Source organism: Limnohabitans curvus (genome assembly GCF_003063475.1).
GTDB classification, from domain to species: domain Bacteria; phylum Pseudomonadota; class Gammaproteobacteria; order Burkholderiales; family Burkholderiaceae_C; genus Limnohabitans; species Limnohabitans curvus.
On sequence record NZ_NESP01000001.1, the window covers coordinates 639065 to 662287 of the forward strand.

The window sequence follows — 23223 nt, forward strand, 5'->3', positions numbered from 1 at the left end:
TGTGCTATGCCTGCAGGCCGCAAAAAGTTAGCAAGTCAGCCTATGATTTGTGGCATCTCAAAAAATCAAGGAGGCCACCACCATGCAACGCCGTCAACTGCTGCAAGCCACAGGCTTGAGTCTCGTGTCCACCTTCTCACTGGCCCAAGACAAGTACCCCAACCCCAGCAAAACCATCCTATGGATTTGTCCCTACGCTGCAGGCGGCAACGCCGACAGCCGCTCACGCCAAGTGGCCAAAGCCATGGGCACCATCTTGGGTCAACCCATCATCATCGACAACAAAGCGGGTGCAGGCGGCAACATTGGCACCGAAGCCATTGCTCGCGGCAAGCCCGATGGCTACACCTTGGGCATGGGCAACTTCGCGCCCTTGGCTGTCAACCAGGCCTTGTTCAAAAAGCTTAACTTCGACCCGCTGAACGACCTCACCCCCATTTGCCTGATTGAGCGCGGTCCCCTCATCTTGATGGTGCGCAACGACTCGCCCTACAAAACGGTGAAAGACCTCGTGGCCGCCGCCAAAGCATCTCCCGGCAAACTCAGCTATGGCTCGGGCGGCATTGGTGGCTCTCACCATTTGAGCGGTGCTTTGTTTGAGCACGCGGCCGGCATCGACATGATTCATGCCCCCTACAAAAGCGGCTCTGCCGCAGCCACCGATTTGATGGGCGGCCAAGTCCACATGATGTTTGAGCAGATGTATGCCGCCATGCCCTCCATCCAAGGTGGCCGCATGCGCGCATTGGCCATCACCAGCAAAAAACGCTCGCCCTTGTTGCCCAGCTTGCCAACGATGGCCGAACAAGGCTTCCCTGAAGTTGAAGTGCTCAACTGGCAAGGCTTGATTGGCCCCAAAGGCATGGCGCCTGAGTTGGTCAAGCAGCTCAACACGGTGTGCAACCAAGCCCTGCAAACGGCCGAGGTGAAAGAAAAAATCTTGAGCCAAGGCAATGAAGTGGGTGGCGGCACGCCCGAGCAATTTGCGGCACTCATCAAGGCAGAAGCCCCACGTTGGGCAAAAGTCGTGCGGGATGCGAAAATCGACCCTGAATGATTTTCTTAGCTGCCCTGTAAGCAGCAACTACCTATGACCACACTCAAAGCCCCCGAGCTCCTGCTCCCCGCAGGTTCGCTCGACAAAATGCGCGCAGCTTATGACTTCGGCGCAGACGCCGTGTATGCCGGCCAACCCCGTTACAGCTTGCGCGCGCGCAACAACGAGTTCCGCCTTGAGCAAATTGGCATCGGCATTGCCGAAGCTCACGCACGCGGCAAGAAGTTCTTTTTGACCAGCAACTTGCTGCCGCACAACGACAAGGTGCGAACCTACTTGCGTGACATCGAACCCATCATCGCCATGAAGCCCGATGCGCTCATCATGGCCGACCCTGGCCTGATCATGATGGTGCGCGAGAAGTGGCCCGAGGTGGACATTCACCTCTCGGTGCAAGCCAACACGGTCAACTGGGCTGCGGTGAAGTTTTGGCAAAACGTGGGCGTGAAGCGCATCATCCTGTCACGCGAGCTTAGCTTTGACGAGATTGAAAAAATCCGCCAAGAGTGCCCCGATATGGAGTTGGAAGTGTTTGTGCACGGTGCACTGTGCATTGCCTACTCAGGCCGCTGCTTGTTGTCCGGCTACTTCAACCGTCGCGACCCCAACCAAGGCACTTGCACCAACGCCTGTCGCTGGGAATACGGCACACAAGCCAGCGCCACCGACCCCAACACGGGCGAAGCCATGGCTGTTCAGATGCAAGGCGACTTTGACTTTGCCAAGTCACAACAAGAAGCCGAGTCCAGCTTCTCGTCATGCGGCAACGGCGAGCGCCACCCTGCCGCAGACAACATTTACTTGCTCGAAGAAAAAGGCCGCCCCGGCCAGCTCATGCCCATCATGGAAGACGAGCACGGCACCTACATCATGAACAGCAAAGACTTGCGTGCTGTCGAATACGTGGAGCGCCTCACCAAAATTGGCGTGGACTCACTCAAGGTTGAAGGCCGCACCAAGTCGCTCTACTACGTGAGCCGCACCGCACAGGTCTATCGCCGCGCGATTGACGATGCTGTGGCAGGCCGCCCGTTCAACCCCGAGCTCATCACCGAACTCGAAGGCTTGGCCAACCGTGGCTACACCGCCGGCTTGATGGACCGCCGCCCTGCCAACGACTACCAAAACTACGAAACCGGCCACTCCATTGCACACCGCAGCCAGTTTGTGGGTGAAGTGCGTGGCGTGGCAAATGGTTGGGCTGAGATTGAAACCAAAAACAAATTCTCAGTCGGCGACACGATCGAGATCATTCACCCCAGCGGCAACCGCAAGGTCAAGCTGGAGCAGATGAAAGACAAAAACGGCGCGTCCATCGACGTGGCCGCAGGTAGCCCCACGCATGTGTGGATTCCTGTCGATGGTCCTGTTGAAGGTGGTTTGTTGGCACGCATGTTCTAAACCGCATCGCCCCAAAACAAAACCCCGCAAGGCTCACGCTTTGCGGGGTTTTATTTTGTCACCCAAGCACCGAGGTGCTGGGTGAAGACGCAGGCAGCTTACGCTGTCACGCCTTTGGCAGTTTCAACGTACTCGTCGATCTGGTTGAAGTTCAAGTACTTGTAGATGGCTGCGCCGTCGCTGTTCACCACACCCATGGCTTCGTGGTATTCGGCCACGGTTGGGAACTTGCCCATCTTGGATGTGATGGCAGCCAACTCAGCAGAAGCCAAGTACACGTTGGTGTTCTTGCCCAAACGGTTGGGGAAATTACGTGTGGAGGTAGACACCACCGTCGCGCCTTCACGCACTTGCGCTTGGTTACCCATGCACAACGAGCAGCCTGGCATTTCTGTACGTGCACCGGCTGTGCCGAACGCAGCGTAGTGACCTTCTTTGATCAGTTCGCTCTCATCCATCTTGGTCGGTGGTGCAACCCACAGCTTGACGGGGATGTCGCGTTGGCCGCCGAGCAACTTGGCAGCTGCGCGGAAGTGACCGATGTTGGTCATGCAAGAACCGATGAAGGCTTCGTCGATCTTGGTGCCAGAGACTTCAGACAAGAACTTGGCGTCATCTGGGTCGTTCGGGCAGCACACGATGGGCTCTTTGATGTCGGCCAAATCGATGTCGATGATGTGTGCGTACTCAGCATCTTTGTCGGCTTCGAGCAGCGTTGGCGCTGCCAACCATGCTTCAACCTTCTCGATACGGCGAGCCAAAGTGCGTGCGTCAGCGTAGCCGTCAGCAATCATGTTCTTCATCAGAACCACGTTGGACTTGAGGTACTCAGCCACTGGCTCTTTGTTGAGCTTGATCGAGCAACCTGCGGCAGAACGCTCAGCGGACGCGTCAGACAATTCAAACGCTTGTTCCACTTTGAGGTTTGGCAAGCCTTCGATTTCCAAGATGCGGCCAGAGAATTCGTTGATCTTGCCGGCCTTGGCCACGGTCAACAAACCTTTCTTGATCGCGTACAAAGGAATCGCGTGCACCAGGTCGCGCAAGGTCACGCCAGGTTGCATTTCGCCTTTGAAGCGAACCAAGATGGACTCAGGCATGTCCAAAGGCATCACGCCAGTGGCCGCACCGAACGCCACCAAACCTGAACCGGCTGGGAAGCTGATACCGATGGGGAAACGTGTGTGTGAGTCGCCACCTGTACCGACGGTGTCAGGCAACAACAAACGGTTCAACCAAGAGTGAATCACACCGTCGCCTGGACGCAAAGCCACGCCGCCACGGTTGCTGATGAATGCTGGCAATTCACGGTGCGTCTTGACGTCCACAGACTTGGGGTAAGCCGCTGTGTGGCAGAACGATTGCATGACCATGTCAGCCGAGAAGCCCAAGCAAGCCAAGTCTTTCAACTCGTCGCGTGTCATCGGGCCTGTGGTGTCTTGTGAACCCACGGTGGTCATCTTGGGCTCGCAGTAAGTGCCTGGGCGAACGCCTTGGCCTTCTGGCAAACCCACCGCACGACCCACCATCTTCTGAGCCAATGTGAAACCAGCTTTGGTGGCGATAGGCGCTGTGGGCAAACGGAACAAGGTAGACGCTGGCAAGCCCAAGAACTCACGAGCCTTGGCGGTCAAGCTGCGGCCGATGATCAAGTTGATACGGCCACCGGCACGCACTTCGTCAAACAACACATCGCTCTTGAGTTTGAACTCAGTCACAGTGGCGCCGTTTTTCACGATCTTGCCGTCGTAGGGCAAGATGTCGATGACGTCACCCATTTCGAGTTGGGTCACATCGACTTCGATGGGCAAAGCACCAGAGTCTTCTTGGGTGTTGAAGAAGATGGGGGCAATTTTGCCGCCCAAAGTCACGCCACCGAAGCGCTTGTTTGGCACGAAGGGAATGTCTTGGCCTGTGGCCCAGATCACGCTGTTGGTGGCTGATTTGCGGCTAGAGCCGGTACCCACCACGTCGCCCACATAAGCCACCAAATGGCCTTTTTTCTTCAGGTCTTCGATGAACTGCATGGGGCCGCGCTTGCCGTCTTCTTCAGGCTTGAACGCTGCGCCTTCGCGGGTGTTCTTCAACATTGCCAAGTAGTGCAATGGAATGTCTGGGCGGCTCCAGGCGTCAGGCGCGGGAGACAAGTCGTCGGTGTTGGTTTCGCCGGGCACCTTGAACACGGTGACGGTGATTTTCTTTTCGACTTCAGGACGTGTGGTGAACCACTCGCCTTCGGCCCAGCTTTGCATGACTTCTTTGGCTTTGGCGTTGCCAGCCTTGGCTTTGTCGGCGACGTCGTTGAAGAAGTCAAACATCAACAAAGTTTTCTTCAAGGCTTCACCGGCCACAGCAGCCACTTCGGCATCGTCGAGCAATTCGATCAGGGGGTGCACGTTGTAGCCACCCACCATGGTGCCCAACAACTCAGTGGCTTTGGACTTAGAGATCAAGCCAACCTTGACTTCACCGTGTGCCACAGCGGCCAAGAAAGAGGCTTTGACTTTGGCCGCATCGTCCACGCCGGGTGGCACGCGGTGGGTCAACAAGTCCATCAACGCTGCGTCTTCGCCTGCAGGTGGGTTCTTGATCAGCTCGATCAATTCAGCCGTTTGCTTGGCATCCAAAGGCAGTGGTGGGATACCCAGCGCTGCGCGCTCGGCTACGTGTTCACGGTAGGCTTTCAACATGGTTTTCTCCGGTCTATCAAATCAAAATTGAGGGGTTATTTTTTCGCGAAAGTTGGGGCGTCCAGCAAGCTGGGCGGCGGGGCCAGCCTCATTGCTTCGGCGACCGCCATTTGGTTGGGGCTTTGGCATTCATCGGCCATGCGTTGGCCGAGTTTGCTGTTCATCAACATCGACTTGTTCTGCAACTGCAACCACATGGCACCGGCTTGTGCGTCTTCCAAACGCACCGCACCTGTGGTCGTTTCCACCGGTGACATGCGGTAGGTGTTCTTTTTCATCTGCACGATGAAACGCGTGGACGATTCGGGGTCAGGTGTCACGGTCACAAAGTTACCCAGCTCACACACCATGCGACCGGTGTGTACCAGATCGGCAATGATGTCTTGCTGTTTGGGATCTGCAACGGCCATCGCCACGACAGGCACAGCGGCAACCAAGGGCGCCGCTTTTGCAATGTGTGTGTTTGATTTCGCAGCCACTGGCTTCACCGCTTGTTTGGTTGGCGCCTTCTTTTTCGCGTGTGCTGTGTCAACAGGCGTGGCCGCCAAGGCCAAGCCCGATAAAGTGAATGAAACCACAGCGGTAATCAACTTTTGCATGAGCATCTCCGGTTAATCCTTGAAGAATAACTGGACTTCGGCGGGAAGGCTACAGCCCGTGCTGTGCGCGCGTTCCAACACTTGCCAAAAGAAGCGGTAACTCGCGCGGTCATGCAACTGACCTTTGTGGCTGATGGGCGCCCACTGAGCAGCACGCGCAGCCAACACAATTTCGCTGGCCACTTCAATGGCGGCGGCATCTGGGGCCATGGCCTCAAGAATGGGGCGAATTTGCGCGGGGTGAATGCTCCACATGCGGGTGTAGCCAAATTCGTGCGCAGCACGCTGGGCTGCAGCGCGCATGGCGGCGGTGTCGTTGAATTCGGTCACCACACAGTGCGAGGGCACTTTGCCGTGGGCATGGCAGGCACTGGCAATCTCCAGCTTGGCACGCACCACCAGGGGGTGGGTGAATTGACCTTGTGCCCCCATACCGTGTGCAGGAATCGCACCACCGTGAGCCGACACAAAGTCCATCAAACCAAAACTGAGCGACTGCACGCGCGGATGCGCGGCAATGTCAAACGCGCGGTGCACCGCAGCGGGAGACTCAATCAACACATGCAAGGCCAAATCTTTGGCGCCCGCTTGAGCCAAGGCTTGTTCGGCCAGTTGCACATCGGCCACTGACTCAACCTTGGGCACCATGATGTGCGTCAAGCGGTTCGCAGCTTTGCCCGCAATCGTGGCAATGTCTGCTTGAAAACTGGGGTGATCCACGGGGTGCACACGCACAGCCACACGGGCTTCGGGTGCGGCACTCAATGCCAACTCGGTGACCAGCGCGGCATGCTCTGCCTCGCCGCCCACGGGGGCACCGTCTTCACAATCAAGGGTCACATCAAAGACGCAGGTTCCAAACTCTTGCGTCATTTCGGCTTGCAGCTGCAAGCTTTTGCGCATCCGCGCTTCGACACCGCTGTAGTGGTCACAGACCGGAAGGGATACCCCCGAGGCCTGTGCTCCCAGCAGAACGTCGCGCGGATGGCTCACTCTATTTCTCTGTTGAGAATTAGATCAAGTGGGCAACGCCAGCCTGCTCGTCGGTCAACTCTTTCAGCGTCTTGTCGATGCAAGATTGGCTGAATGCGTCAATTTCCAAACCTTCGACCACTTTGTATTGGCCGTTTTCGCAGGTCACGGGGAAACCGAACATGACGTCTTTTGGAATGCCGTACCAGCCTTGTGATGGGATACCCATGGTCACCCACTTGCCGTTGGTGCCCAAAGCCCAATCGCGCATGTGGTCGATGGCGGCGTTGGCAGCCGAGGCAGCCGAAGACAAGCCACGGGCTTCAATGATGGCGGCACCACGCTTGCCCACGGTTGGCAAGAACACGTTGGCGTTCCACTCTTGGTCATTGATCATGGTCTTGACAGACTCGCCCTTGATGGTGGCGAAGCGGTAGTCGGCGTACATCGTGGGCGAGTGGTTGCCCCACACGCACAATTTTTCGATGTCGGCCACGGCTTTGCCAGTCTTGGCAGCGATTTGTGACGCAGCGCGGTTGTGGTCCAAACGCAGCATGGCGGTGAAGTTGCCTGGCTTGAGGTCAGGCGCTGCTTTCATGGCGATGTAAGCGTTGGTGTTGGCGGGGTTGCCCACGACCAAAACTTTCACGTCGCGTGAAGCCACAGCGTTCAGGGCCTTGCCTTGAGCGGTGAAGATGGCGCCGTTGATGGCGAGCAATTCAGCGCGCTCCATGCCTGGGCCGCGTGGACGTGAACCGACCAACAAAGCGTAGTCGACGTCTTTGAATGCAGTCATGGGATCGCCATGGGCTTCCATGCCGACCAACAAGGGGAACGCGCAATCTTCGAGTTCCATCATCACGCCGCGCAGGGCTTTTTGTGGGCCTTCAACTGGCACTTCCAGCAATTGCAAGATGACAGGTTGGTCTTTGCCCAACATTTCGCCAGAGGCGATACGGAACAACAGTGCGTAACCAATTTGACCAGCTGCACCAGTGACGGCAACGCGAACAGGCTTCTTGCTCATGGGAAAAACTCCAAGTAGTGATGAAAAAAATTTGATGACAGAGTTTACCCGCGAAAACCAGCAAACGGTCTGTCTTATGTCTTATAGAAGATATGATACGAGCTTGACAAAGAACTGACGCTACTGCGTCTAGATGACAAACACATGGCATCCAACCCAGCGCATCCCTACACCACCAACGCCCAATCGCAGCTCGCCGCTGGCGATGCATTGGGCGCGCTGGGTTTGACCCCCGCTTTCAGCCCGCTGTATCAGCAAATCAAAGGGCTGATTCTGCAAAGCCTCCAATCGGGCGAGTGGAAGCCCGGTGAATCCATCCCCAGCGAGATGGATTTGGCCGCCCGCTTTCGCGTCAGCCAAGGCACAGTGCGCAAAGCCATTGACGAGTTGTCTGCCGAGAATTTGGTGGTGCGCCGCCAAGGCAAAGGCACCTTTGTGGCCACCCATGCCGAACAGCAAGTGCAATACCGCTTCTTGAAGCTGCAGCCCGACAACGGCGACACCCAAAGCGAAGGCCCTGCCGAGCGCACCATCATCGACTGCAAGCGCCTGCGTGCCAGCGCCGACATTGCCCGCGCCCTGAGCCTGCGCAGCGGCGACCCCGTGCTGCAAGTGCGCCGCGTGCTGGCTTATGCCGGCGTGCCCACCATTTTGGAAGAGCTGTGGTTACCCGGCGCGCCCTTCAAAGGCCTGACTGCCGAACGCTTAAGTAATTACAACGGTCCGATGTACGCCCTGTTCGAAACTGAGTTCGGCGTACGCATGGTTCGGGCCGACGAAAACATCCGCGCTGTCAACCCAGACAGTGAGCAAGCCGAGCTACTCAATGTCCCGATCACCGCGCCATTGCTGAGCGTGGAGCGTGTGGCGTACACCTACAACGACACCCCCATGGAATTGCGGCGCGGTCTCTATAGAACTGACACGCATCACTACCGTAATGCTTTGAGCTGACATGAAACCCTCATGTCAGTTTGGTGAAGTGAAATAGAATGAAAAGTTGTTTTGACTTGCAGATAAACCCGAAGAAAGACCCCACATGACCCAGCTTGCCAAAAAGCGGCCTGAGTTCCGCAACATCAACGCCTTGACTGACCTGCCGTCCTACCGCCTCCCCGCGGCTGGCATTGTGTCGATCTTGCACCGCATCAGCGGCTTGATCATGTTTTTGCTGTTGCCGCTCATCGTTTGGATGTTTGACACCTCTGTGTCTTCCGAGATTTCTTTCGCTAAATTCAGCGCCGCGTTCAACGTTGGTCTGGGCTTCGTGCCTGCTGTGTTGGTGAAAGTTGTGGTGTTAGGTCTGATCTGGGCTTACTTGCACCATTTGATCGCTGGCGTGCGCCACGTCTACATGGACGTTTGCCACGCGGTGACCAAAGAATTCGGCAAGTCTTCCGCTGTGTTCACCTTGGTGGTGAGCCTCGGTCTGACTGCCGCTTTGGGTGCCAAGCTGTTTGGCCTTTACTGATTTCCTAGGAGCAACAACATGTCCGTGAATTACGGTTCCAAGCGCGTCGTCGTGGGCGCGCACTACGGTCTGCGTGACTGGCTCGCCCAGCGCATCACCGGTGTTTTGATGGTTTTGTTCACCTTGGCTGTTTTGGGCCAAGTGCTGTTGACCAGCGGCGACATCAGCTATGACAAATGGGCTGGTATTTTCAGCACCCAATTCATGAAGGCTTTGACCTTCTCTGTATTCATCGCGTTGGCCATCCATGTGTGGGTGGGTGTTCGCGACATTTGGATGGACTACGTCAAGCCCGTGGGTTTGCGCTTGGTTCTGCAAGTATTCACTTTGGTTTGGCTGGTGTCGTGTCTCGGCTGGGCCATTCAGGTTCTCTGGAGGCTCTAAGTCATGACCGTTAAAAGCTCTATCCCTCGTCGCAAGTTTGACGTGGTCATCGTCGGTGCCGGTGGCTCTGGCATGCGCGCTTCGTTGCAACTTGCTCGCGCAGGTTTGAACGTGGCTGTTTTGTCTAAAGTGTTCCCCACACGTTCACACACGGTGGCGGCGCAAGGCGGCATTGGCGCCTCTTTGGGCAACATGAACGAAGACAACTGGCACTACCACTTCTACGACACCGTCAAAGGCTCCGACTGGCTCGGCGACCAAGACGCGATCGAATACATGTGCCGTGAAGCCCCCAAAGTCGTGTACGACTTGGAGCACATGGGCATGCCTTTCGACCGCAACCCTGACGGCACCATTTACCAACGCCCCTTCGGCGGCCACACCGCCAACTACGGCGAAAAGGCCGTGGAGCGCGCGTGTGCTGCCGCTGACCGCACCGGGCACGCCATGTTGCACACGCTGTACCAACAAAACGTCAAAGCCAAAACCAGCTTCTTCGTGGAGTGGATGGCCCTCGACCTGATTCGCGATGACGCGGGTGATGTGGTGGGCGTGACTGCCCTCGAAATGGAAACAGGCGAGCTCTACATCATGGAAGCCAAAACAGTGATGTTGGCTACCGGTGGTGCAGGCCGCATCTTTGCAGCATCGACCAACGCGTTCATCAACACCGGCGACGGTTTGGGCATGGCCGCACGCGCTGGCATCCCCTTGGAAGACATGGAATTCTGGCAATTCCACCCCACTGGCGTGGCCGGTGCTGGCGTGTTGTTGACCGAAGGTTGCCGTGGCGAAGGCGCGATCTTGCGTAACTGCAATGGCGAGCGCTTCATGGAACGTTATGCCCCTGCCTACAAAGACTTGGCCCCACGCGACTACGTGTCACGCTGCATGGACCAAGAGATCAAAGAAGGTCGCGGCTGCGGTCCTAACAAGGACTACATCAACCTCGACATGACCCACTTGGGCGCTGACACCATCATGAAGCGTTTGCCTTCGGTGTTCGAAATTGGCCACAACTTTGCCAACGTCGACATCACCAAAGAGCCCATCCCCGTGATCCCCACCATCCATTACCAAATGGGCGGCATCCCGACCAACATCAATGGTCAAGTGGTCACGCAAAACGCCAACAACGAAAGCGTGGTGGTGAATGGTTTGTACGCTGTGGGCGAATGCTCTTGCGTGTCGGTGCACGGCGCCAACCGCTTGGGCACCAACTCCTTGCTCGACTTGTTGGTGTTTGGCCGCGCAGCTGGCAACCACATTGTTGAGTTCAACCAAAAGAACAAAGAGCACAAGCCTCTGCCAGCCAACGCGGCTGACGTGACCTTGGCGCGTTTGGCTCGTTTGGAAGCCAACCAGACTGGCGAATACGCCCAAGACGTGGCCAACGACATCCGCAACACCATGCAGTCACACGCCAGCGTGTTCCGCACACAGGCGTTGATGGACGAAGGCGTCAAGCAAATCGCTGCCTTGCGCGAGCGTGTGAACAACATTGGCTTGAAAGACAACTCCAAAGTCTTCAACACCGCACGCATCGAAGCGCTGGAAGTTGAAAACTTGATCGAAGCCGCACAAGCCACCATCGTGTCCGCTGCTGCGCGTCACGAAAGTCGTGGCGCTCACACCGTGAACGATTACGGCGACACCCCAGAGCATCCAAACGGCCGTAACGACCAAGACTGGCACAAGCACACCCTGTGGCACAAAGAAGGCAACAAGCTGACTTACAAGCCCGTGCAAATGAAGCCATTGACTGTCGACAGCATCCCGCTGCAGACCCGTACTTTCTGATCAGGTAAACACCATGACAAAACGCACGTTCCAAATCTATCGCTACGACCCAGACACCGACGCCAAGCCCTACATGCAGACCATCGAGGTCGAATTGGATGGCAATGAGCGCATGCTCTTGGATGCTTTGATGAAACTCAAAGCCGTCGACCCCACCATTTCGTTCCGTCGTTCATGCCGTGAAGGCGTGTGCGGTTCAGACGCGATGAACATCAACGGCAAAAACGGTTTGGCCTGCTTGACCAACATGCGCACCCTCCCCGGCGTGATTGTGTTGAAACCGCTGCCAGGTCTGCCTGTCATCCGCGACTTGATCGTGGACATGACCCAGTTCTTCAAGCAATACCACTCCATCAAGCCCTACTTGGTCAACGACACACAAGTGCCTGACAAAGAGCGCCTGCAGTCGCCAGAAGAGCGCGATGAGTTGAACGGCTTGTACGAGTGCATCTTGTGCGCCAGCTGCTCCACCAGCTGCCCCTCGTTCTGGTGGAACCCCGACAAGTTCGTGGGCCCAGCCGGTTTGTTGCAAGCCTATCGCTTCATTGCCGATAGCCGCGACGAAGACACCGCTGGCCGTTTGGACAACTTAGAAGACCCTTACCGTCTGTTCCGTTGCCACACCATCATGAACTGCGTCGACGTGTGCCCCAAGGGTTTGAACCCCACCAAGGCCATCGGCAAGATCAAAGAATTGATGGTTCGTCGCGCCATCTAAGGCGCGGCAAAACATCACACGGAGCACCAAGATGGACGCGGACGCACCATTTCGCGACACCTCAGTCGGTGACCCGACGCTGGACGGCTTAGACGGCAAGCAAGCGCTTGGCGAACGGGCCCTCAGCAAGCTGCACTGGCGTAGCCGGCGCGGCCTGCTCGAAAACGATTTGTTCATCAAAAAGTTTTTCGAGCGGCATGAATCTCGCTTAACTGTGAGCCACGCCAGAGGCATGTATGAATTGATGGATTTGTCTGACAACGACTTGCTCGACATCTTGTTGCAACGCAAAGAATTGCCAGACAAACCCCTGACAGAAGAAGCACTCGAAGTGCTGAGTATGTTGAGACACTGAACCGAACACCGCTTTTAAAAAGACATTTAGGAATCACCATGAAACTTGCAGATAACAAAGCCACTCTGTCGTTCAGCAACGGCAGCCCCAGCATCGACATGCCCGTCTACAGCGGCAGCGTCGGTCCTGACGTCATCGACATCCGTAAGTTGTACGGCCAAACTGGCATGTTCACCTATGACCCAGGCTTTTTGTCGACCGCGTCTTGCCAATCGGCCATCACGTACATCGACGGCGACAAAGGTGAGTTGCTGTACCGCGGCTACCCCATCGAACAACTCGCCACCAACTGCGACTACCTCGAAACTTGCTACTTGTTGTTAAAGGGCGAACTGCCCAACGCCGCACAAAAAGCCGAGTTCGAGCACACCGTGACCAACCACACCATGGTCAACGAGCAAATGCAATTCTTCTTGCGTGGCTTCCGCCGTGATGCTCACCCGATGGCTGTGTTGACTGGCTTGGTGGGCGCTTTGTCTGCGTTCTATCACGACAGCACCGACATCAACAACCCAGAGCACCGCGAAATCGCTGCCATCCGTTTGATCGCCAAGATGCCAACCTTGGTAGCCATGGCCTACAAATACGGCGTGGGCCAGCCTTACATGTACCCACAAAACAACCTGAGCTATGCAGGTAACTTCTTGCGCATGATGTTCGGTACACCATGCGAAGAATACGTGGTCAACCCCGTGCTCGAGCGCGCCATGGACCGCATCTTCACTTTGCACGCAGACCACGAGCAGAATGCTTCGACATCGACTGTGCGTTTGTGCGGTTCTTCAGGCACCAACCCCTTCGCAGCCATCGCTGCAGGTGTGGCTTGCTTGTGGGGCCCAGCACACGGCGGCGCAAACGAAGCTTGCTTGAACATGTTGGAAGACATCCAAAAAATGGGTGGCATTTCTAAAGTCGGCGAGTTCATGGAACTGGTCAAAGACAAGAACTCTGGCGTCAAGCTCATGGGCTTCGGTCACCGCGTTTACAAAAACTATGACCCACGCGCCAAGTTGATGCAAGAAACTTGCGACGAAGTGTTGAAAGAACTCGGCCTCGAGAACGACCCCTTGTTCAAGCTGGCCAAGGCTTTGGAAAAGATCGCATTGGAAGACGAATACTTCGTCAGCCGCAAGCTCTACCCCAACGTCGACTTCTACTCTGGCATCGTGCAACGCGCCATCGGCATTCCCGTGAACTTGTTCACCGGTATCTTCGCCTTGGCACGCACTGTGGGCTGGATTGCTCAGTTGAACGAAATGATCAGTGACCCTGAGTACAAAATCGGCCGTCCACGTCAATTGTTCACTGGCGATGCACACCGCAACGTGGAGCCATTGGCCAAGCGCAAGTAATTGCACACAGCCTAGTCGCGACTCGACACTCGTGCGCGACAGCAAAAAGCCCTGCAGTGCAGGGCTTTTTTGTTTTAGAAGCTTTCACACGGCGGCGCAGTGGTAGGCTCTGCCGCTATGAGTTCTGTTCCGTTTCTAAACACGCCCGAGGCCCTGCGCCAGCTGGCCAGCCAACCCCACAACCCTTGCCAATGCAGCCTGCAACACTGCGCAGGCTGGGAAAGCGTCAACGACACCGCTTGGCCCGCACAGCAAATGACGCTGGTGGCCACCCTGCGCGACCCCGATGTCTATGAACCCACATTCGAAGAACAGCACCCAAACGGCACCCGCTACGAATCAGCCGATGCGCCTGTGGCATTGAAGTTTTTCCCCTACAACCGCTGCGATGTGAACGCCTGTAGCAAATGCCAACAACACGTGCTGCGCTACACCGAGTTTGGTGGCTACTACGTCGACCACCGCGCGCGTCGTTTAAACGCTGAGTTGATTACCGACTGAAAAGCACAAACACCATTGCGTATTTAAGCCTAAGCTTCAGCGCTTGTTTAGTGCTTCGCCAGCGAATGTTCGCAATGCTCCCAGGGCAACACGTGGCAACCGCAATGTGGCACCTCTACGGCGGGCTTAGAAGTCACAGGGGGCTTTGTCTTAACCACCGCAGCCTTGGCGCTTGCTTTGGGGTTTGTGGCCGCTGCAGCGCCCGTATCTTGAGCTGCATCTAAATTTGGGATCCAACGCATGAAGGGCGTCAGGTCATCCACGTCCACGATGTACCAGCACTTTCTGGCCGCATCCCAACGCGCACCTAGCGCCTTGGCCGCATCCTTCTCGGCAAATGGGGTGACAAGGTTAATTCGCATCACACACCACTGGCGTTTAGCCCAGCGCCATCTCGCCGCCCAATGCCTCGAGCAAATCGGGCAGCAACTGACTCAGCTCGCCCGTGGCAATGGCCACGTCAGCGTCAAAGCCCTCATCTTTTTCGGCAGAAGTGCCTTCAAACACACCTTCTAAAAACGTGATTTTTTTCAGGTGCATGGCCTCAGTCAACGAGAACGACACACGTCCCTCCCAAGTCAGCGCCAAGCGCGTGGGCAGCTTGCCGCCTTCCACATGGTGCTTCACCTCGTCGGTATCCAGCGGGTGGCGCACGTAGCGCACGACTGACTTCGATTCATCAGCCGCTTTCAACTCGCATTCGCGGTCCACGCTAAATGCCGCGGGTGACTCTTGGGTGATCAACCACGAAGCCATCGCCGACTGAGGCGACATTTGTGTGTTGATCAAAGTCAGACTCAAACCCGCGAATGATTTGATCAGCATGGTGACCACCTCGTCCGCTTTGGCTTGGCTGCCTGCGTCCATCACCATCAGATTGGTGGCGGGGTCAATCCACACCAGCACCGATGACTCTTTGCTGAAGGCCATGGGCATCAAAGACATCTTCACGTCTTCTTTGATTTCCTTCATCTCCTTCTTGCCGGGCTTGCGGCCTTCAGTTGCTTCAATCACCGCGCCGCGCTCTTTGGCCTTGCGGGTGACCACCGAACCGGGCACGCCTTTGGTCTCGATTTTGAGTTTCAAAATACGCTGACCACTCACCGCCTCAACCAATAGTCCATGCGCTTCGCCACGTGGTTCCACCCAGCCGATGGCTTTTTCTTGGCTCGCACCACAAGGCACAAAACGCTCGGCGTCTAGCGCCTGTTCGATTTGCTCAAGGCTAGGGCTCCAGCCCTCGCCGATTCGATACACCATCACGTTTTTGAACACGGGCTGCCTTTATGTTTTCTACGACTGCAGAAATAAAAAAACCAACTGCAATGAGTTGGTTTTTAAAACTGGCGGAAGCTGTGAGATTCGAACTCACGGAGGGCTCACACCCTCGCCGGTTTTCAAGACCGGTGCATTCAACCGCTCTGCCAAGCTTCCTAGTTGAAATTCAGGCGAGATTGTAATGGTTCTTTGGGCGGTTTTCCGAGTTCAAGCTTCTGGCAAAAACAAAGATTGCAAATCGCTCAAGAAATCAAAGCCACGCTCGGTGGGCACCACGCGCTGAAAGTCCCGCGTGATGAGGCCTTTGGCCTCGGCCTCAGTTAACGCGGCCTGAATGGCGGTCACGGGCAAGCCCGTACGGTCGGTGAAGTCGGCCAGCGAGAAGCCATGGCGCAGGCGCAGGGCGTTGAGCATGAACTCAAACGGCAGTTCGGCGCGTGCCACCTCGGTGCTTTGGGCCACGGCGCGGTCTGCGCGGCTGCTGTCTAGTGCGTGGTCCATGAACAGGCGCGGGTCGCGGTTGCGCACTTGGCGCAACACGCGGTGGGCAAAGCTGAGTTTGCTGTGGGCGCCTGCACCAATGCCCAAATAGTCGCCAAACTGCCAGTAGTTGGTGTTGTGCCAGCAGCGGTGGTTGTCTTTGGCGTAGGCCGACACTTCATAGCGGTGCAGGCCCACGGCGGCGGTGCGCTCGGTGATGCGGTCGAGCATGGCGTAGGCGTCGTCGTCTTCCGGCACCTGGGGCGGGAATTTGGCAAACACGGTGTTGGGCTCGATGGTGAGGTGGTAGACCGACAAATGCGGGGGCTGCAAAGACAAAGCCATGTCGAGATCTTCGTCCAACTGCGCCAGCGTTTGGCCGGGCAAGGCGTACATCAGGTCGAGGTTGAAGGTGTCAAACGCATCACGCGCTTCTTCTATCGCCGCAATGGCTTGGGCGCGGTTGTGTACGCGGCCTAAAGCCTGCAAATGTTGGTCGTTGAAGCTTTGCACGCCCACCGACAAGCGAGTGACGCCTGCGGCGCGGAAGGCGCGGAAGCGATCTTTTTCAAATGTGCCGGGGTTGGCCTCTAGCGTGATTTCACAATCGGCCTCTAGACGCAAACGCGCACGCATGTCGCTGATGAGGCGCTCAATCGCAGCAGGTGAAAACAAGCTGGGCGTGCCACCCCCAATGAAGATGCTGTGCACACTGCGGCCCCAAATAAGCGGCAAGCTCTGCTCTAGGTCGGCGCACAAGGCATCGAGGTAGCGCTGCTCGGGCAGTTCGCCGCCCACGCTGCTGTTGAGCTCGTGCGAATTGAAGTCGCAGTACGGGCACTTCTTCAGGCACCACGGCAAATGCACGTACAGCGAGAGCGGTGGCAAGCTGTTCAAAGACAGCGTGCCGGGGCGCATGAGGTGTTGAATGTCTTGGGTCATCAAAGAAGCTTTAAGCAAACCAACGCTCACGCATGAGCGCCAGCATTTGCTGCGCGGCTTGGCCGCGGTGGCTGTTGGCGTTTTTCACATCGATGGGCAGCTCTGCAAAGGTTTTGCCAAAGCGCGGGATGAACATGATGGGATCGAACCCAAAGCCATTGGCGCCCACTGGCGCACGCGTGATTTCCCCCACGGCGCGGCCCACTGCGATGAGTGGTTCGGGGTCGTCAGGGTGGCGCACGGCCACAAGAGTGCTGACCAAGGCTGCGCGGCGGTTGTCGATGTTGGCCATTTGCTCCAGCAAGGCGCGCACGTTGTTGTCGTCGCTTTTTTCGTAGCCAAACTGGGTGGCGTAGTAGGCGGTTTGCACGCCGGGCAGGCCGCCAAAGGCGTCGACGCACAGACCAGCGTCGTCAGCCACGGCGGGCAAGCCGCTCTCACGCGCTGCGTGGCGGGCTTTGGCCAAAGCGTTTTCAACGAAAGTGTGAAACGGCTCTTCGGCTTCGCCAATGTGCAAATCGCCTTGGCGCACCAGCTCAACGCCAAGCGGCGCAAACATGGCTTGCAACTCGGCGAGCTTGCCTTGGTTGTTGGAAGCCAGAACGATTTTTTTCAACGCCGATGTCATAGATTTCAGCCGAGGTGATGAATCAAGATTGCAAGGCTTCTTGCTGCATGGCGATGAGTTCGCGCACGCCTTTTTCGGCCAAGGCCAACAAGGCGTTCATTTGATCGCGGGTGAAAGGCAGGCCTTCGGCGGTGCCCTGCACTTCCACATAGTGGCCTGCGCTGGTCATGACCACGTTCATGTCGGTGTCGCAGGTGGAGTCTTCGGTGTATTCCAAATCGAGCAAGGGCAAATCGCCCAACATGCCCACCGAAATCGCGGCCACGCCTTGGGTGATGGGGCTCTCGGTCAGTTTGCCTGCGGCAATCAGCTTATTCACCGCGTCTTGCGCGGCCACAAACGCGCCGGTGATGCTGGCGGTGCGTGTGCCGCCGTCGGCTTGCAACACGTCGCAGTCCAAATGGATGGTACGCTCGCCGAGCTTCTTCAGATCAAACACCGCGCGCATGGAGCGGCCAATGAGACGCTGAATTTCTTGGGTACGGCCTGATTGCTTGCCGCGTGCGGCTTCGCGGTCGCTGCGGGTGTGGGTGGCGCGGGGCAACATGCCGTATTCAGCGGTGACCCAGCCTTCGCCTGAGCCTTTTTTGTGGCCAGGCACTTTTTCTTCCACGGAGGCGGTGCACAGCACCTTGGTGTGGCCAAACTCAATCAGCACCGAGCCTTCGGCATGCATGGTGAAGTGACGGGTGATGCGCACGGGGCGCAGTTGGTCGGCAGCACGGGTGTGGCGAGAGGCGGGCAAGGTGCTGGTCATTTTTTTATAGCTTTGAATCAAGCGTTTAAGGGGTTCGGTAAACCGTCAATTGTCGGCCAATCTGCATAGCCCCTGCCCGCGTCCAAAAGTGCGGCTGAGAGCCTGAGATAATCTCGTCTTTGATACGAAACGCCACCCCATGCCCATTTACAGCATGACCGGTTATGCCAGTGCGCAAACCGAGCTGACTTCTGACACCGCCAACAGCCCAGCCCTGCGCTTGGGGCTAGAGATTCGCTCGGTCAACAGCCGCTTTCTGGACCTGACATTCAAGATGCCCGAAGAGCTGCGCCAGCACGAAGCGGCCATGCGCGAGCTGGTGACCAAACACCTCAAACGCGGCAAAGTCGAGGTGCGCGCCAACATTGAAAGCACGGCTGACACCAGCTTTGCCGAGCCCACCCCTGCCCTGCTGCAACGCCTGCTGGGCCTGCAAGAGCTGATACACGCTCACTTGCCCAAAGCCAATGGCCTGTCGGTGGCCGATGTGCTGCGCTTGGCCACGGCCCAATCTGCTGCGCCCGCCGACATTGGCCCTGCGGTGCTCAAGCTGGCCCAAACCACCCTGACCCAACTGAGCGACGCCCGCGAACGCGAAGGCGCACGTTTGGCCCAAACCCTGCGCGAACGCATTGGCCAATTGCGCGTGCTGGCCACACAGGCCGCGCCGCTGGTGCCCCAGCTGGTCGAACAACAACGCTTGCGCTTCTTAGAGCGTTGGCGCGAAGCCATGGCCTTGACCGAAGGCACGGCCCTGCCCGAAGCCGCGCAAGACCGCGCGTTGACCGAAGCCACATCCTTTGCCATTCGCATTGACGTGGCCGAAGAGCTGACCCGTTTGGTGTCGCACTTTGACGAGATGGACGACTTGCTAGCCAAAGGCGGCAAGGCCGAAGGTGTGGGCAAGCGTTTGGACTTCCTGATTCAAGAGTTGCACCGCGAGGCCAACACCTTGGGCTCGAAGTCAGCCACCATGGAAATGACCCGTATTTCGGTGGACATGAAAGTGCTCATCGAACAACTCCGCGAACAAGTACAGAACATCGAATAATGGACAACTTCCCCGGCAACCTCTTTGTGGTCGCGGCCCCCAGCGGGGCTGGCAAATCGAGCCTCGTCAAAGCCTTGATGGAGCTAGACGCCAAAGTGCGCCCCTCCGTATCGCACACCACGCGCCAACCCCGTGGCCAAGAAAAGCATGGCCGCGAATACTTCTTTGTATCGCTGCCTGAATTCGACCAAATGGTTGAATCGAACGCGTTTTTGGAATGGGCCAATGTGCACGGCCAACGCTATGGCACCTCGCGCAAAGCCATTGAAGACCGCATTGCCCAAGGCGCAGACGTGATTTTGGAAATCGACTTCCAAGGCGCCATTCAAGTGAAGAAGCTGTTTGCCAACGCGGTGCTGATCTTCATCTTGCCGCCCAGCTGGGAAGAGCTGAAGTCTCGCCTGCACAACCGTGGCGAAGACGCCCCCGACATCATTGACCTGCGCCTGCAAAACGCCGCAGACGAGATGGCACAGGCCAAAGAATTTGACTACGTTATAATCAACGAATTGTTTGAGACTGCCTTGTTCGACCTGAAAGCGATCGTTCATGCACAGCGCCTCAAATACCTGGCACAGCGCCGGGCTCGGGCTGATATCTTTCAAGCCCTGAACATCACCTGAATTCTGGAGTACCCACATGGCCCGCATCACTGTTGAAGATTGCCTCGAGCAGATCCCTAACCGCTTTCAGTTGGTGCTGTGCGCCACTTACCGCGCTCGCATGCTCAGCCAAGGTCACACACCCAAGGTTGAAAGCAAAAACAAGCCAGGCGTGACTGCCTTGCGCGAAATCGCTGCTGGCCAAATCGGCATCGAGATGCTGAAAAAAGTACCCGGCTAAATCGGGGTCTTCCCCATCTGAAAAGCACCGCAGCGTCGGTGCTTTTTTATTGGGAGTAAAGTAAACAGTATGAGCGTTACCCAATCCACGTTAAAGCCCCCCGCTTCCCTATCTGGAAGCGCGGCTGCAGCCAATGCGGCAGCGGCGAGCTTTGCTGCGTTGACGGAAAAACTAGGCTACCTCAATGCAGAAGGCCTAGACATGGTGCGCCGCGCTTACCGCTATGCCGACGAAGCCCATTTGGGCCAGCTGCGCAACAGCGGCGAGCCCTACATCACCCACCCCATCGCCGTGGCCGCGCAATGCGCGGAATGGAAGCTCGATGCACAAGCCCTGTCGGCCGCACTGCTGCACGACGCGATGGAAGACTGCGGCATCACCAAAACCGATTTGATCGAACGCTTTGGTATCCAAGTGGCCGATTTGGTGGATGGCCTGACCAAGCTCGACAAGCTGGAGTTCAACACCCGCGAAGAGAACCAAGCCGAGTCATTCCGCAAGATGCTGTTGGCCATGGCGCGCGATGTGCGCGTCATCCTCATCAAGCTGGCTGACCGCAGCCACAACATGCGCACCATGGGCGATATGCCTCGTGCCAAGTGGGGCCGCATCTCGAACGAAACGCTCGAAATTTACGCCCCCATCGCCCACCGTTTGGGCTTGAACCAAACCTACCGCGAACTGCAAGAACTGGCGTTTCAACACCTCTGGCCTTGGCGCCATAAGGTGCTGAGCAAAGCCATTCAAAAAGCCCGCCACCGTCGCCGCGATTTGATGCAAAAGGTGGAGCAAGAAGTAGAGGCCTCTTTCGCCAAAGCAGGCCTGAAGGTGCGCATCTCGGGCCGCGAAAAAACGCTGTATTCCATTTACAAAAAGATGGATGGCAAGCACCTGAGCTTTGCGCAGGTGACTGACATCTACGGTTTTCGCCTCATCCTGCCCGAAGTCATTGACTGCTACACCGCCTTGGGGGTGCTGCACCAGATCTACAAACCGGTGCCGGGCAAGTTCAAAGACCACATCGCCATTGCCAAACTCAACGGCTACCAGTCGCTGCACACCACCATCGTCGGGCCATCGGGTTTGAACGTGGAGTTTCAAATGCGCACCGAAGCCATGCACTTGGTGGCTGAAACAGGCGTGGCTGCCCACTGGCTCTACAAAGACAAAGGCGCTAGCAACGAAGCCAATGCCAACTTGGGCAACAAGTGGCTGCAATCATTGCTGGACATCCAAGACGAAACGCGCGACGCCACCGAGTTTTGGGATCACGTAAAAGTCGACTTGTTCCCAGACGCCGTCTATGTGTTCACGCCGAAAAGCAAGATCATGGCGATGCCACGCGGCGCCACCATCGTCGACTTTGCTTATGCCGTGCACAGCGATGTGGGCGACCGCACCATGGCAGGCAAGGTCAACGGCGAACAAGTACCGCTGCGTACCGAGCTACGCAGTGGTGACATCGTCGAAGTCATCACCTCTGCAGTCGCTTCGCCCAACCCCGCTTGGCTGGGCTTTGTTCGCACGGGCCGTGCTCGATCAAAGATTCGCCATCACCTCAAGACCATGGCCCATTCCGAGTCACAAGGCTTGGGTGAGAAACTATTGGCGCAAGCCCTCCGCGCCGAAGGCATTGAAAAAATGCCAGCCCGCGATGGTGAACATTCGTCTCTGTGGGACAAGCTGCTGCACTTCACAGGCAGCAAAACACAGGCCGAATTGTTAACAGACATTGGCTTGGGCAAGCGCGTGGCCAGCATCGTGGCCAAACGTCTGGCCACCTTGCTCTCAGACACAGGCCTCAAGCCTGATGCCTTGCTACTGAGCCGCGAGCGCTTCACCGCGCACGAGAACGTGTCGCAAGGCAGCGTGACGGTGGATGGCAGCGAAAACGCTTCCGTGCAATACGCCACCTGCTGTCGCCCCGTACCAGGCGACGCCATCGTGGGCTACTTGGGACGTGGCGAAGGCTTGGTGGTACACACCGACCAATGCGGCGTGGCGCAGCGCTTGAAGTACAAAGACAGCGAACGCTTCATTGCCGTCGAATGGGCAGATGAGCCCACGCGTACATTTGAAGTCGCTGTGGTGGTGACGGTGAGCAACGGCAAAGGTGTGCTGGCTCGCGTGGCTTCAGCCATCACCAGTGCCGAAGCTGACATTACCCACGTATTGATGGCCGATGAGGTGAGCGGTCAAGAAGCGACGGATTTACGCTTTATCTTCACGGTGCGCGACAAGGCGCACCTAGAAACCGTTTTGGGCAATCTACGCCGTGTGCCGTCGGTGTTGCAAGCGCAACGCGTGGTGTCTGGCGTGGGGCGCGAGGCCTAAGCTTTAAGCTTGCGCAGGGGCTGGTGCCGGATAGCGCACCTCGACCACCTCGACGTCTTGCACACCTACCGGCGTGACCAACTTCACCACATCGCCTTCGCGCGCTTTGAGCAACGCACGTGCGATGGGCGACACCCAAGTCACTTGAGCTTTCAAACTATCCGCCTCGTCAATGCCGAGGATGGTGACAGTGCGCTCGACATCGGCCTCATCCACATACGTGACAGTGGCACCAAAGAACACTTGGTCACTGCCATGATGAACACTGGGATCGGTGACTTCCGCGATCTCTAGACGCTTGGTCAGAAAACGAATACGACGGTCAATTTCACGCAAACGTTTTTTGCCGTAGTGGTAATCACCGTTTTCTGAGCGGTCACCGTTGCTGGCGGCCCAATGCACGATTTCAACCATGCGTGGACGTTCGTTGTCGATCAATTCAAACAACTCGGCGCGAAGGACCGCATAGCCCTGCGGCGTGATGTAGTTCTTGCTGCCTGCAGGCAATGGGGGCAAGGTGATGTCGTCGTCATCATCCGCATCGGTTTCGCGCGTGAACGCCTGACTCATGGTGTGCTAAAAA

The 23223-nt window shown here is 57.0% G+C and carries 24 protein-coding genes and 1 tRNA gene; 14 read left to right on the forward strand and 11 right to left on the reverse strand.

What is annotated here, in order from left to right; genetic code table 11:
- The first annotated feature begins 82 nt into the window (after window positions 1-82).
- Both B9Z44_RS03100 and trhP read left to right on the forward strand, forming a co-directional pair.
- Entirely contained in the window at window positions 83-1057 is a 975-nt protein-coding gene (locus B9Z44_RS03100; protein WP_108402787.1) for a Bug family tripartite tricarboxylate transporter substrate binding protein, read from the forward strand.
- Between the two features lie 33 nt (window positions 1058-1090).
- Entirely contained in the window at window positions 1091-2458 is a 1368-nt protein-coding gene (gene trhP / locus B9Z44_RS03105; protein ID WP_108401696.1) for a prephenate-dependent tRNA uridine(34) hydroxylase TrhP, read from the forward strand.
- A gap of 98 nt (window positions 2459-2556) precedes the next feature.
- Here trhP and acnB read toward each other — a convergent pair whose 3' ends face one another.
- Genes acnB through B9Z44_RS03125 form a run of 4 tightly spaced genes read right to left on the reverse strand, consistent with a single transcriptional unit; the run spans window position 2557 to window position 7746 of the window.
- A complete protein-coding gene (acnB, locus tag B9Z44_RS03110; RefSeq protein ID WP_108357919.1) occupies window positions 2557-5148 on the reverse strand; it encodes a bifunctional aconitate hydratase 2/2-methylisocitrate dehydratase in 2592 nt (863 codons plus the stop codon).
- A 35-nt stretch (window positions 5149-5183) separates the two neighbouring features.
- Window positions 5184-5747: a hypothetical protein gene (locus tag B9Z44_RS03115; RefSeq protein WP_108358442.1), complete on the reverse strand. Its 564-nt coding sequence runs from the start codon at window positions 5745-5747 to the stop codon at window positions 5184-5186.
- A 12-nt stretch (window positions 5748-5759) separates the two neighbouring features.
- A complete protein-coding gene (locus tag B9Z44_RS03120) occupies window positions 5760-6740 on the reverse strand; it encodes an HpcH/HpaI aldolase/citrate lyase family protein (RefSeq protein WP_108357920.1) in 981 nt (326 codons plus the stop codon).
- A 19-nt stretch (window positions 6741-6759) separates the two neighbouring features.
- On the reverse strand, window positions 6760-7746 hold the full coding sequence (locus tag B9Z44_RS03125) for a malate dehydrogenase (RefSeq protein ID WP_108357921.1): 987 nt from the start codon (window positions 7744-7746) through the stop codon (window positions 6760-6762).
- A gap of 144 nt (window positions 7747-7890) precedes the next feature.
- Here B9Z44_RS03125 and B9Z44_RS03130 point away from each other — a divergent pair, with 144 nt between their 5' ends.
- The 8 genes from B9Z44_RS03130 to B9Z44_RS03165 all read left to right on the forward strand — a co-directional run bounded on the left by B9Z44_RS03130 (window position 7891) and on the right by B9Z44_RS03165 (window position 14327).
- Window positions 7891-8700 carry a GntR family transcriptional regulator gene (locus B9Z44_RS03130; protein WP_108357922.1) on the forward strand — a complete coding sequence of 270 codons (810 nt, stop codon included), beginning with the start codon at window positions 7891-7893 and terminating at the stop codon, window positions 8698-8700.
- Window positions 8701-8785: 85 nt separating this feature from the next.
- Window positions 8786-9217, forward strand: a complete 432-nt coding sequence (sdhC, locus tag B9Z44_RS03135) for a succinate dehydrogenase, cytochrome b556 subunit (RefSeq protein WP_108357923.1) — start codon at window positions 8786-8788, stop codon at window positions 9215-9217.
- Window positions 9218-9235: 18 nt separating this feature from the next.
- A complete protein-coding gene (gene sdhD / locus B9Z44_RS03140) occupies window positions 9236-9601 on the forward strand; it encodes a succinate dehydrogenase, hydrophobic membrane anchor protein (protein ID WP_108357924.1) in 366 nt (121 codons plus the stop codon).
- A gap of 3 nt (window positions 9602-9604) precedes the next feature.
- Window positions 9605-11401, forward strand: coding sequence for a succinate dehydrogenase flavoprotein subunit (gene sdhA / locus B9Z44_RS03145; RefSeq protein ID WP_108357925.1), 1797 nt, complete (start codon window positions 9605-9607; stop codon window positions 11399-11401).
- A gap of 13 nt (window positions 11402-11414) precedes the next feature.
- On the forward strand, window positions 11415-12119 hold the full coding sequence (locus tag B9Z44_RS03150) for a succinate dehydrogenase iron-sulfur subunit (RefSeq protein ID WP_108357926.1): 705 nt from the start codon (window positions 11415-11417) through the stop codon (window positions 12117-12119).
- A 31-nt stretch (window positions 12120-12150) separates the two neighbouring features.
- Entirely contained in the window at window positions 12151-12474 is a 324-nt protein-coding gene (locus B9Z44_RS03155) for an FAD assembly factor SdhE (RefSeq protein WP_108357927.1), read from the forward strand.
- Window positions 12475-12512: 38 nt separating this feature from the next.
- Window positions 12513-13826 (forward strand): citrate synthase, encoded by a 1314-nt coding sequence (locus B9Z44_RS03160; RefSeq protein WP_108357928.1) that lies wholly within the window; start codon window positions 12513-12515, stop codon window positions 13824-13826.
- Window positions 13827-13943: 117 nt separating this feature from the next.
- Complete coding sequence (locus B9Z44_RS03165; protein WP_108357929.1) at window positions 13944-14327, forward strand: hypothetical protein; 384 nt, start codon at window positions 13944-13946, stop codon at window positions 14325-14327.
- Between the two features lie 47 nt (window positions 14328-14374).
- Here B9Z44_RS03165 and B9Z44_RS03170 read toward each other — a convergent pair whose 3' ends face one another.
- The 6 genes from B9Z44_RS03170 to rph form a co-directional block, all read right to left on the reverse strand.
- Window positions 14375-14689 (reverse strand): DUF5710 domain-containing protein, encoded by a 315-nt coding sequence (locus B9Z44_RS03170; RefSeq protein WP_108357930.1) that lies wholly within the window; start codon window positions 14687-14689, stop codon window positions 14375-14377.
- A gap of 16 nt (window positions 14690-14705) precedes the next feature.
- A complete protein-coding gene (locus B9Z44_RS03175; protein ID WP_108357931.1) occupies window positions 14706-15602 on the reverse strand; it encodes a recombination-associated protein RdgC in 897 nt (298 codons plus the stop codon).
- Between the two features lie 69 nt (window positions 15603-15671).
- Window positions 15672-15761, reverse strand: a tRNA-Ser gene (locus tag B9Z44_RS03180).
- A 51-nt stretch (window positions 15762-15812) separates the two neighbouring features.
- A complete protein-coding gene (hemW, locus tag B9Z44_RS03185) occupies window positions 15813-17027 on the reverse strand; it encodes a radical SAM family heme chaperone HemW (protein WP_108401697.1) in 1215 nt (404 codons plus the stop codon).
- A 10-nt stretch (window positions 17028-17037) separates the two neighbouring features.
- Window positions 17038-17655 carry an RdgB/HAM1 family non-canonical purine NTP pyrophosphatase gene (gene rdgB / locus B9Z44_RS03190; RefSeq protein ID WP_108401698.1) on the reverse strand — a complete coding sequence of 206 codons (618 nt, stop codon included), beginning with the start codon at window positions 17653-17655 and terminating at the stop codon, window positions 17038-17040.
- Window positions 17656-17677: 22 nt separating this feature from the next.
- Window positions 17678-18412, reverse strand: coding sequence for a ribonuclease PH (gene rph / locus B9Z44_RS03195; protein ID WP_108402788.1), 735 nt, complete (start codon window positions 18410-18412; stop codon window positions 17678-17680).
- 139 nt (window positions 18413-18551) lie between these two features.
- Between rph and B9Z44_RS03200 the strand changes: the two genes are divergently transcribed.
- The 4 genes from B9Z44_RS03200 (at window position 18552) to B9Z44_RS03215 (ending at window position 22640) form a co-directional block, all read left to right on the forward strand.
- Window positions 18552-19463, forward strand: a complete 912-nt coding sequence (locus tag B9Z44_RS03200; RefSeq protein ID WP_108357933.1) for a YicC/YloC family endoribonuclease — start codon at window positions 18552-18554, stop codon at window positions 19461-19463.
- The gene (gene gmk, locus B9Z44_RS03205) at window positions 19463-20086 is read left to right on the forward strand and encodes a guanylate kinase (protein ID WP_108357934.1); all 624 of its coding nucleotides are present in this window, start codon (window positions 19463-19465) and stop codon (window positions 20084-20086) included. The genes B9Z44_RS03200 and gmk overlap by 1 nt, the downstream gene beginning before the upstream one ends.
- Window positions 20087-20102: 16 nt before the next feature.
- The gene (gene rpoZ, locus B9Z44_RS03210) at window positions 20103-20306 is read left to right on the forward strand and encodes a DNA-directed RNA polymerase subunit omega (protein WP_104798901.1); all 204 of its coding nucleotides are present in this window, start codon (window positions 20103-20105) and stop codon (window positions 20304-20306) included.
- A 69-nt stretch (window positions 20307-20375) separates the two neighbouring features.
- A complete protein-coding gene (locus B9Z44_RS03215) occupies window positions 20376-22640 on the forward strand; it encodes a RelA/SpoT family protein (protein ID WP_108357935.1) in 2265 nt (754 codons plus the stop codon).
- A 3-nt stretch (window positions 22641-22643) separates the two neighbouring features.
- Here the strand turns inward: B9Z44_RS03215 and greB are convergent, their stop codons facing one another.
- Window positions 22644-23210: a transcription elongation factor GreB gene (gene greB / locus B9Z44_RS03220; RefSeq protein ID WP_108357936.1), complete on the reverse strand. Its 567-nt coding sequence runs from the start codon at window positions 23208-23210 to the stop codon at window positions 22644-22646.
- Window positions 23211-23223: the final 13 nt, after the last annotated feature.

Coding starts and splice junctions, on each gene's coding strand:
- B9Z44_RS03115 (WP_108358442.1), bottom strand. CDS start 5,747: ATGCAAAAGTTGATTACCGCTGTGGTTTCATTCACTTTATCGGGCTTG.
- sdhC (WP_108357923.1), top strand. CDS start 8,786: ATGACCCAGCTTGCCAAAAAGCGGCCTGAGTTCCGCAACATCAACGCC.
- sdhA (WP_108357925.1), top strand. CDS start 9,605: ATGACCGTTAAAAGCTCTATCCCTCGTCGCAAGTTTGACGTGGTCATC.
- B9Z44_RS03215 (WP_108357935.1), top strand. CDS start 20,376: ATGAGCGTTACCCAATCCACGTTAAAGCCCCCCGCTTCCCTATCTGGA.
- B9Z44_RS03170 (WP_108357930.1), bottom strand. CDS start 14,689: ATGCGAATTAACCTTGTCACCCCATTTGCCGAGAAGGATGCGGCCAAG.
- B9Z44_RS03200 (WP_108357933.1), top strand. CDS start 18,552: ATGCCCATTTACAGCATGACCGGTTATGCCAGTGCGCAAACCGAGCTG.
- trhP (WP_108401696.1), top strand. CDS start 1,091: ATGACCACACTCAAAGCCCCCGAGCTCCTGCTCCCCGCAGGTTCGCTC.
- gmk (WP_108357934.1), top strand. CDS start 19,463: ATGGACAACTTCCCCGGCAACCTCTTTGTGGTCGCGGCCCCCAGCGGG.
- B9Z44_RS03100 (WP_108402787.1), top strand. CDS start 83: ATGCAACGCCGTCAACTGCTGCAAGCCACAGGCTTGAGTCTCGTGTCC.
- greB (WP_108357936.1), bottom strand. CDS start 23,210: ATGAGTCAGGCGTTCACGCGCGAAACCGATGCGGATGATGACGACGAC.
- B9Z44_RS03130 (WP_108357922.1), top strand. CDS start 7,891: ATGGCATCCAACCCAGCGCATCCCTACACCACCAACGCCCAATCGCAG.
- hemW (WP_108401697.1), bottom strand. CDS start 17,027: ATGACCCAAGACATTCAACACCTCATGCGCCCCGGCACGCTGTCTTTG.
- B9Z44_RS03125 (WP_108357921.1), bottom strand. CDS start 7,746: ATGAGCAAGAAGCCTGTTCGCGTTGCCGTCACTGGTGCAGCTGGTCAA.
- B9Z44_RS03165 (WP_108357929.1), top strand. CDS start 13,944: ATGAGTTCTGTTCCGTTTCTAAACACGCCCGAGGCCCTGCGCCAGCTG.
- sdhD (WP_108357924.1), top strand. CDS start 9,236: ATGTCCGTGAATTACGGTTCCAAGCGCGTCGTCGTGGGCGCGCACTAC.
- rpoZ (WP_104798901.1), top strand. CDS start 20,103: ATGGCCCGCATCACTGTTGAAGATTGCCTCGAGCAGATCCCTAACCGC.
- B9Z44_RS03150 (WP_108357926.1), top strand. CDS start 11,415: ATGACAAAACGCACGTTCCAAATCTATCGCTACGACCCAGACACCGAC.
- acnB (WP_108357919.1), bottom strand. CDS start 5,148: ATGTTGAAAGCCTACCGTGAACACGTAGCCGAGCGCGCAGCGCTGGGT.
- rph (WP_108402788.1), bottom strand. CDS start 18,412: ATGACCAGCACCTTGCCCGCCTCTCGCCACACCCGTGCTGCCGACCAA.
- B9Z44_RS03160 (WP_108357928.1), top strand. CDS start 12,513: ATGAAACTTGCAGATAACAAAGCCACTCTGTCGTTCAGCAACGGCAGC.
- B9Z44_RS03155 (WP_108357927.1), top strand. CDS start 12,151: ATGGACGCGGACGCACCATTTCGCGACACCTCAGTCGGTGACCCGACG.
- rdgB (WP_108401698.1), bottom strand. CDS start 17,655: ATGACATCGGCGTTGAAAAAAATCGTTCTGGCTTCCAACAACCAAGGC.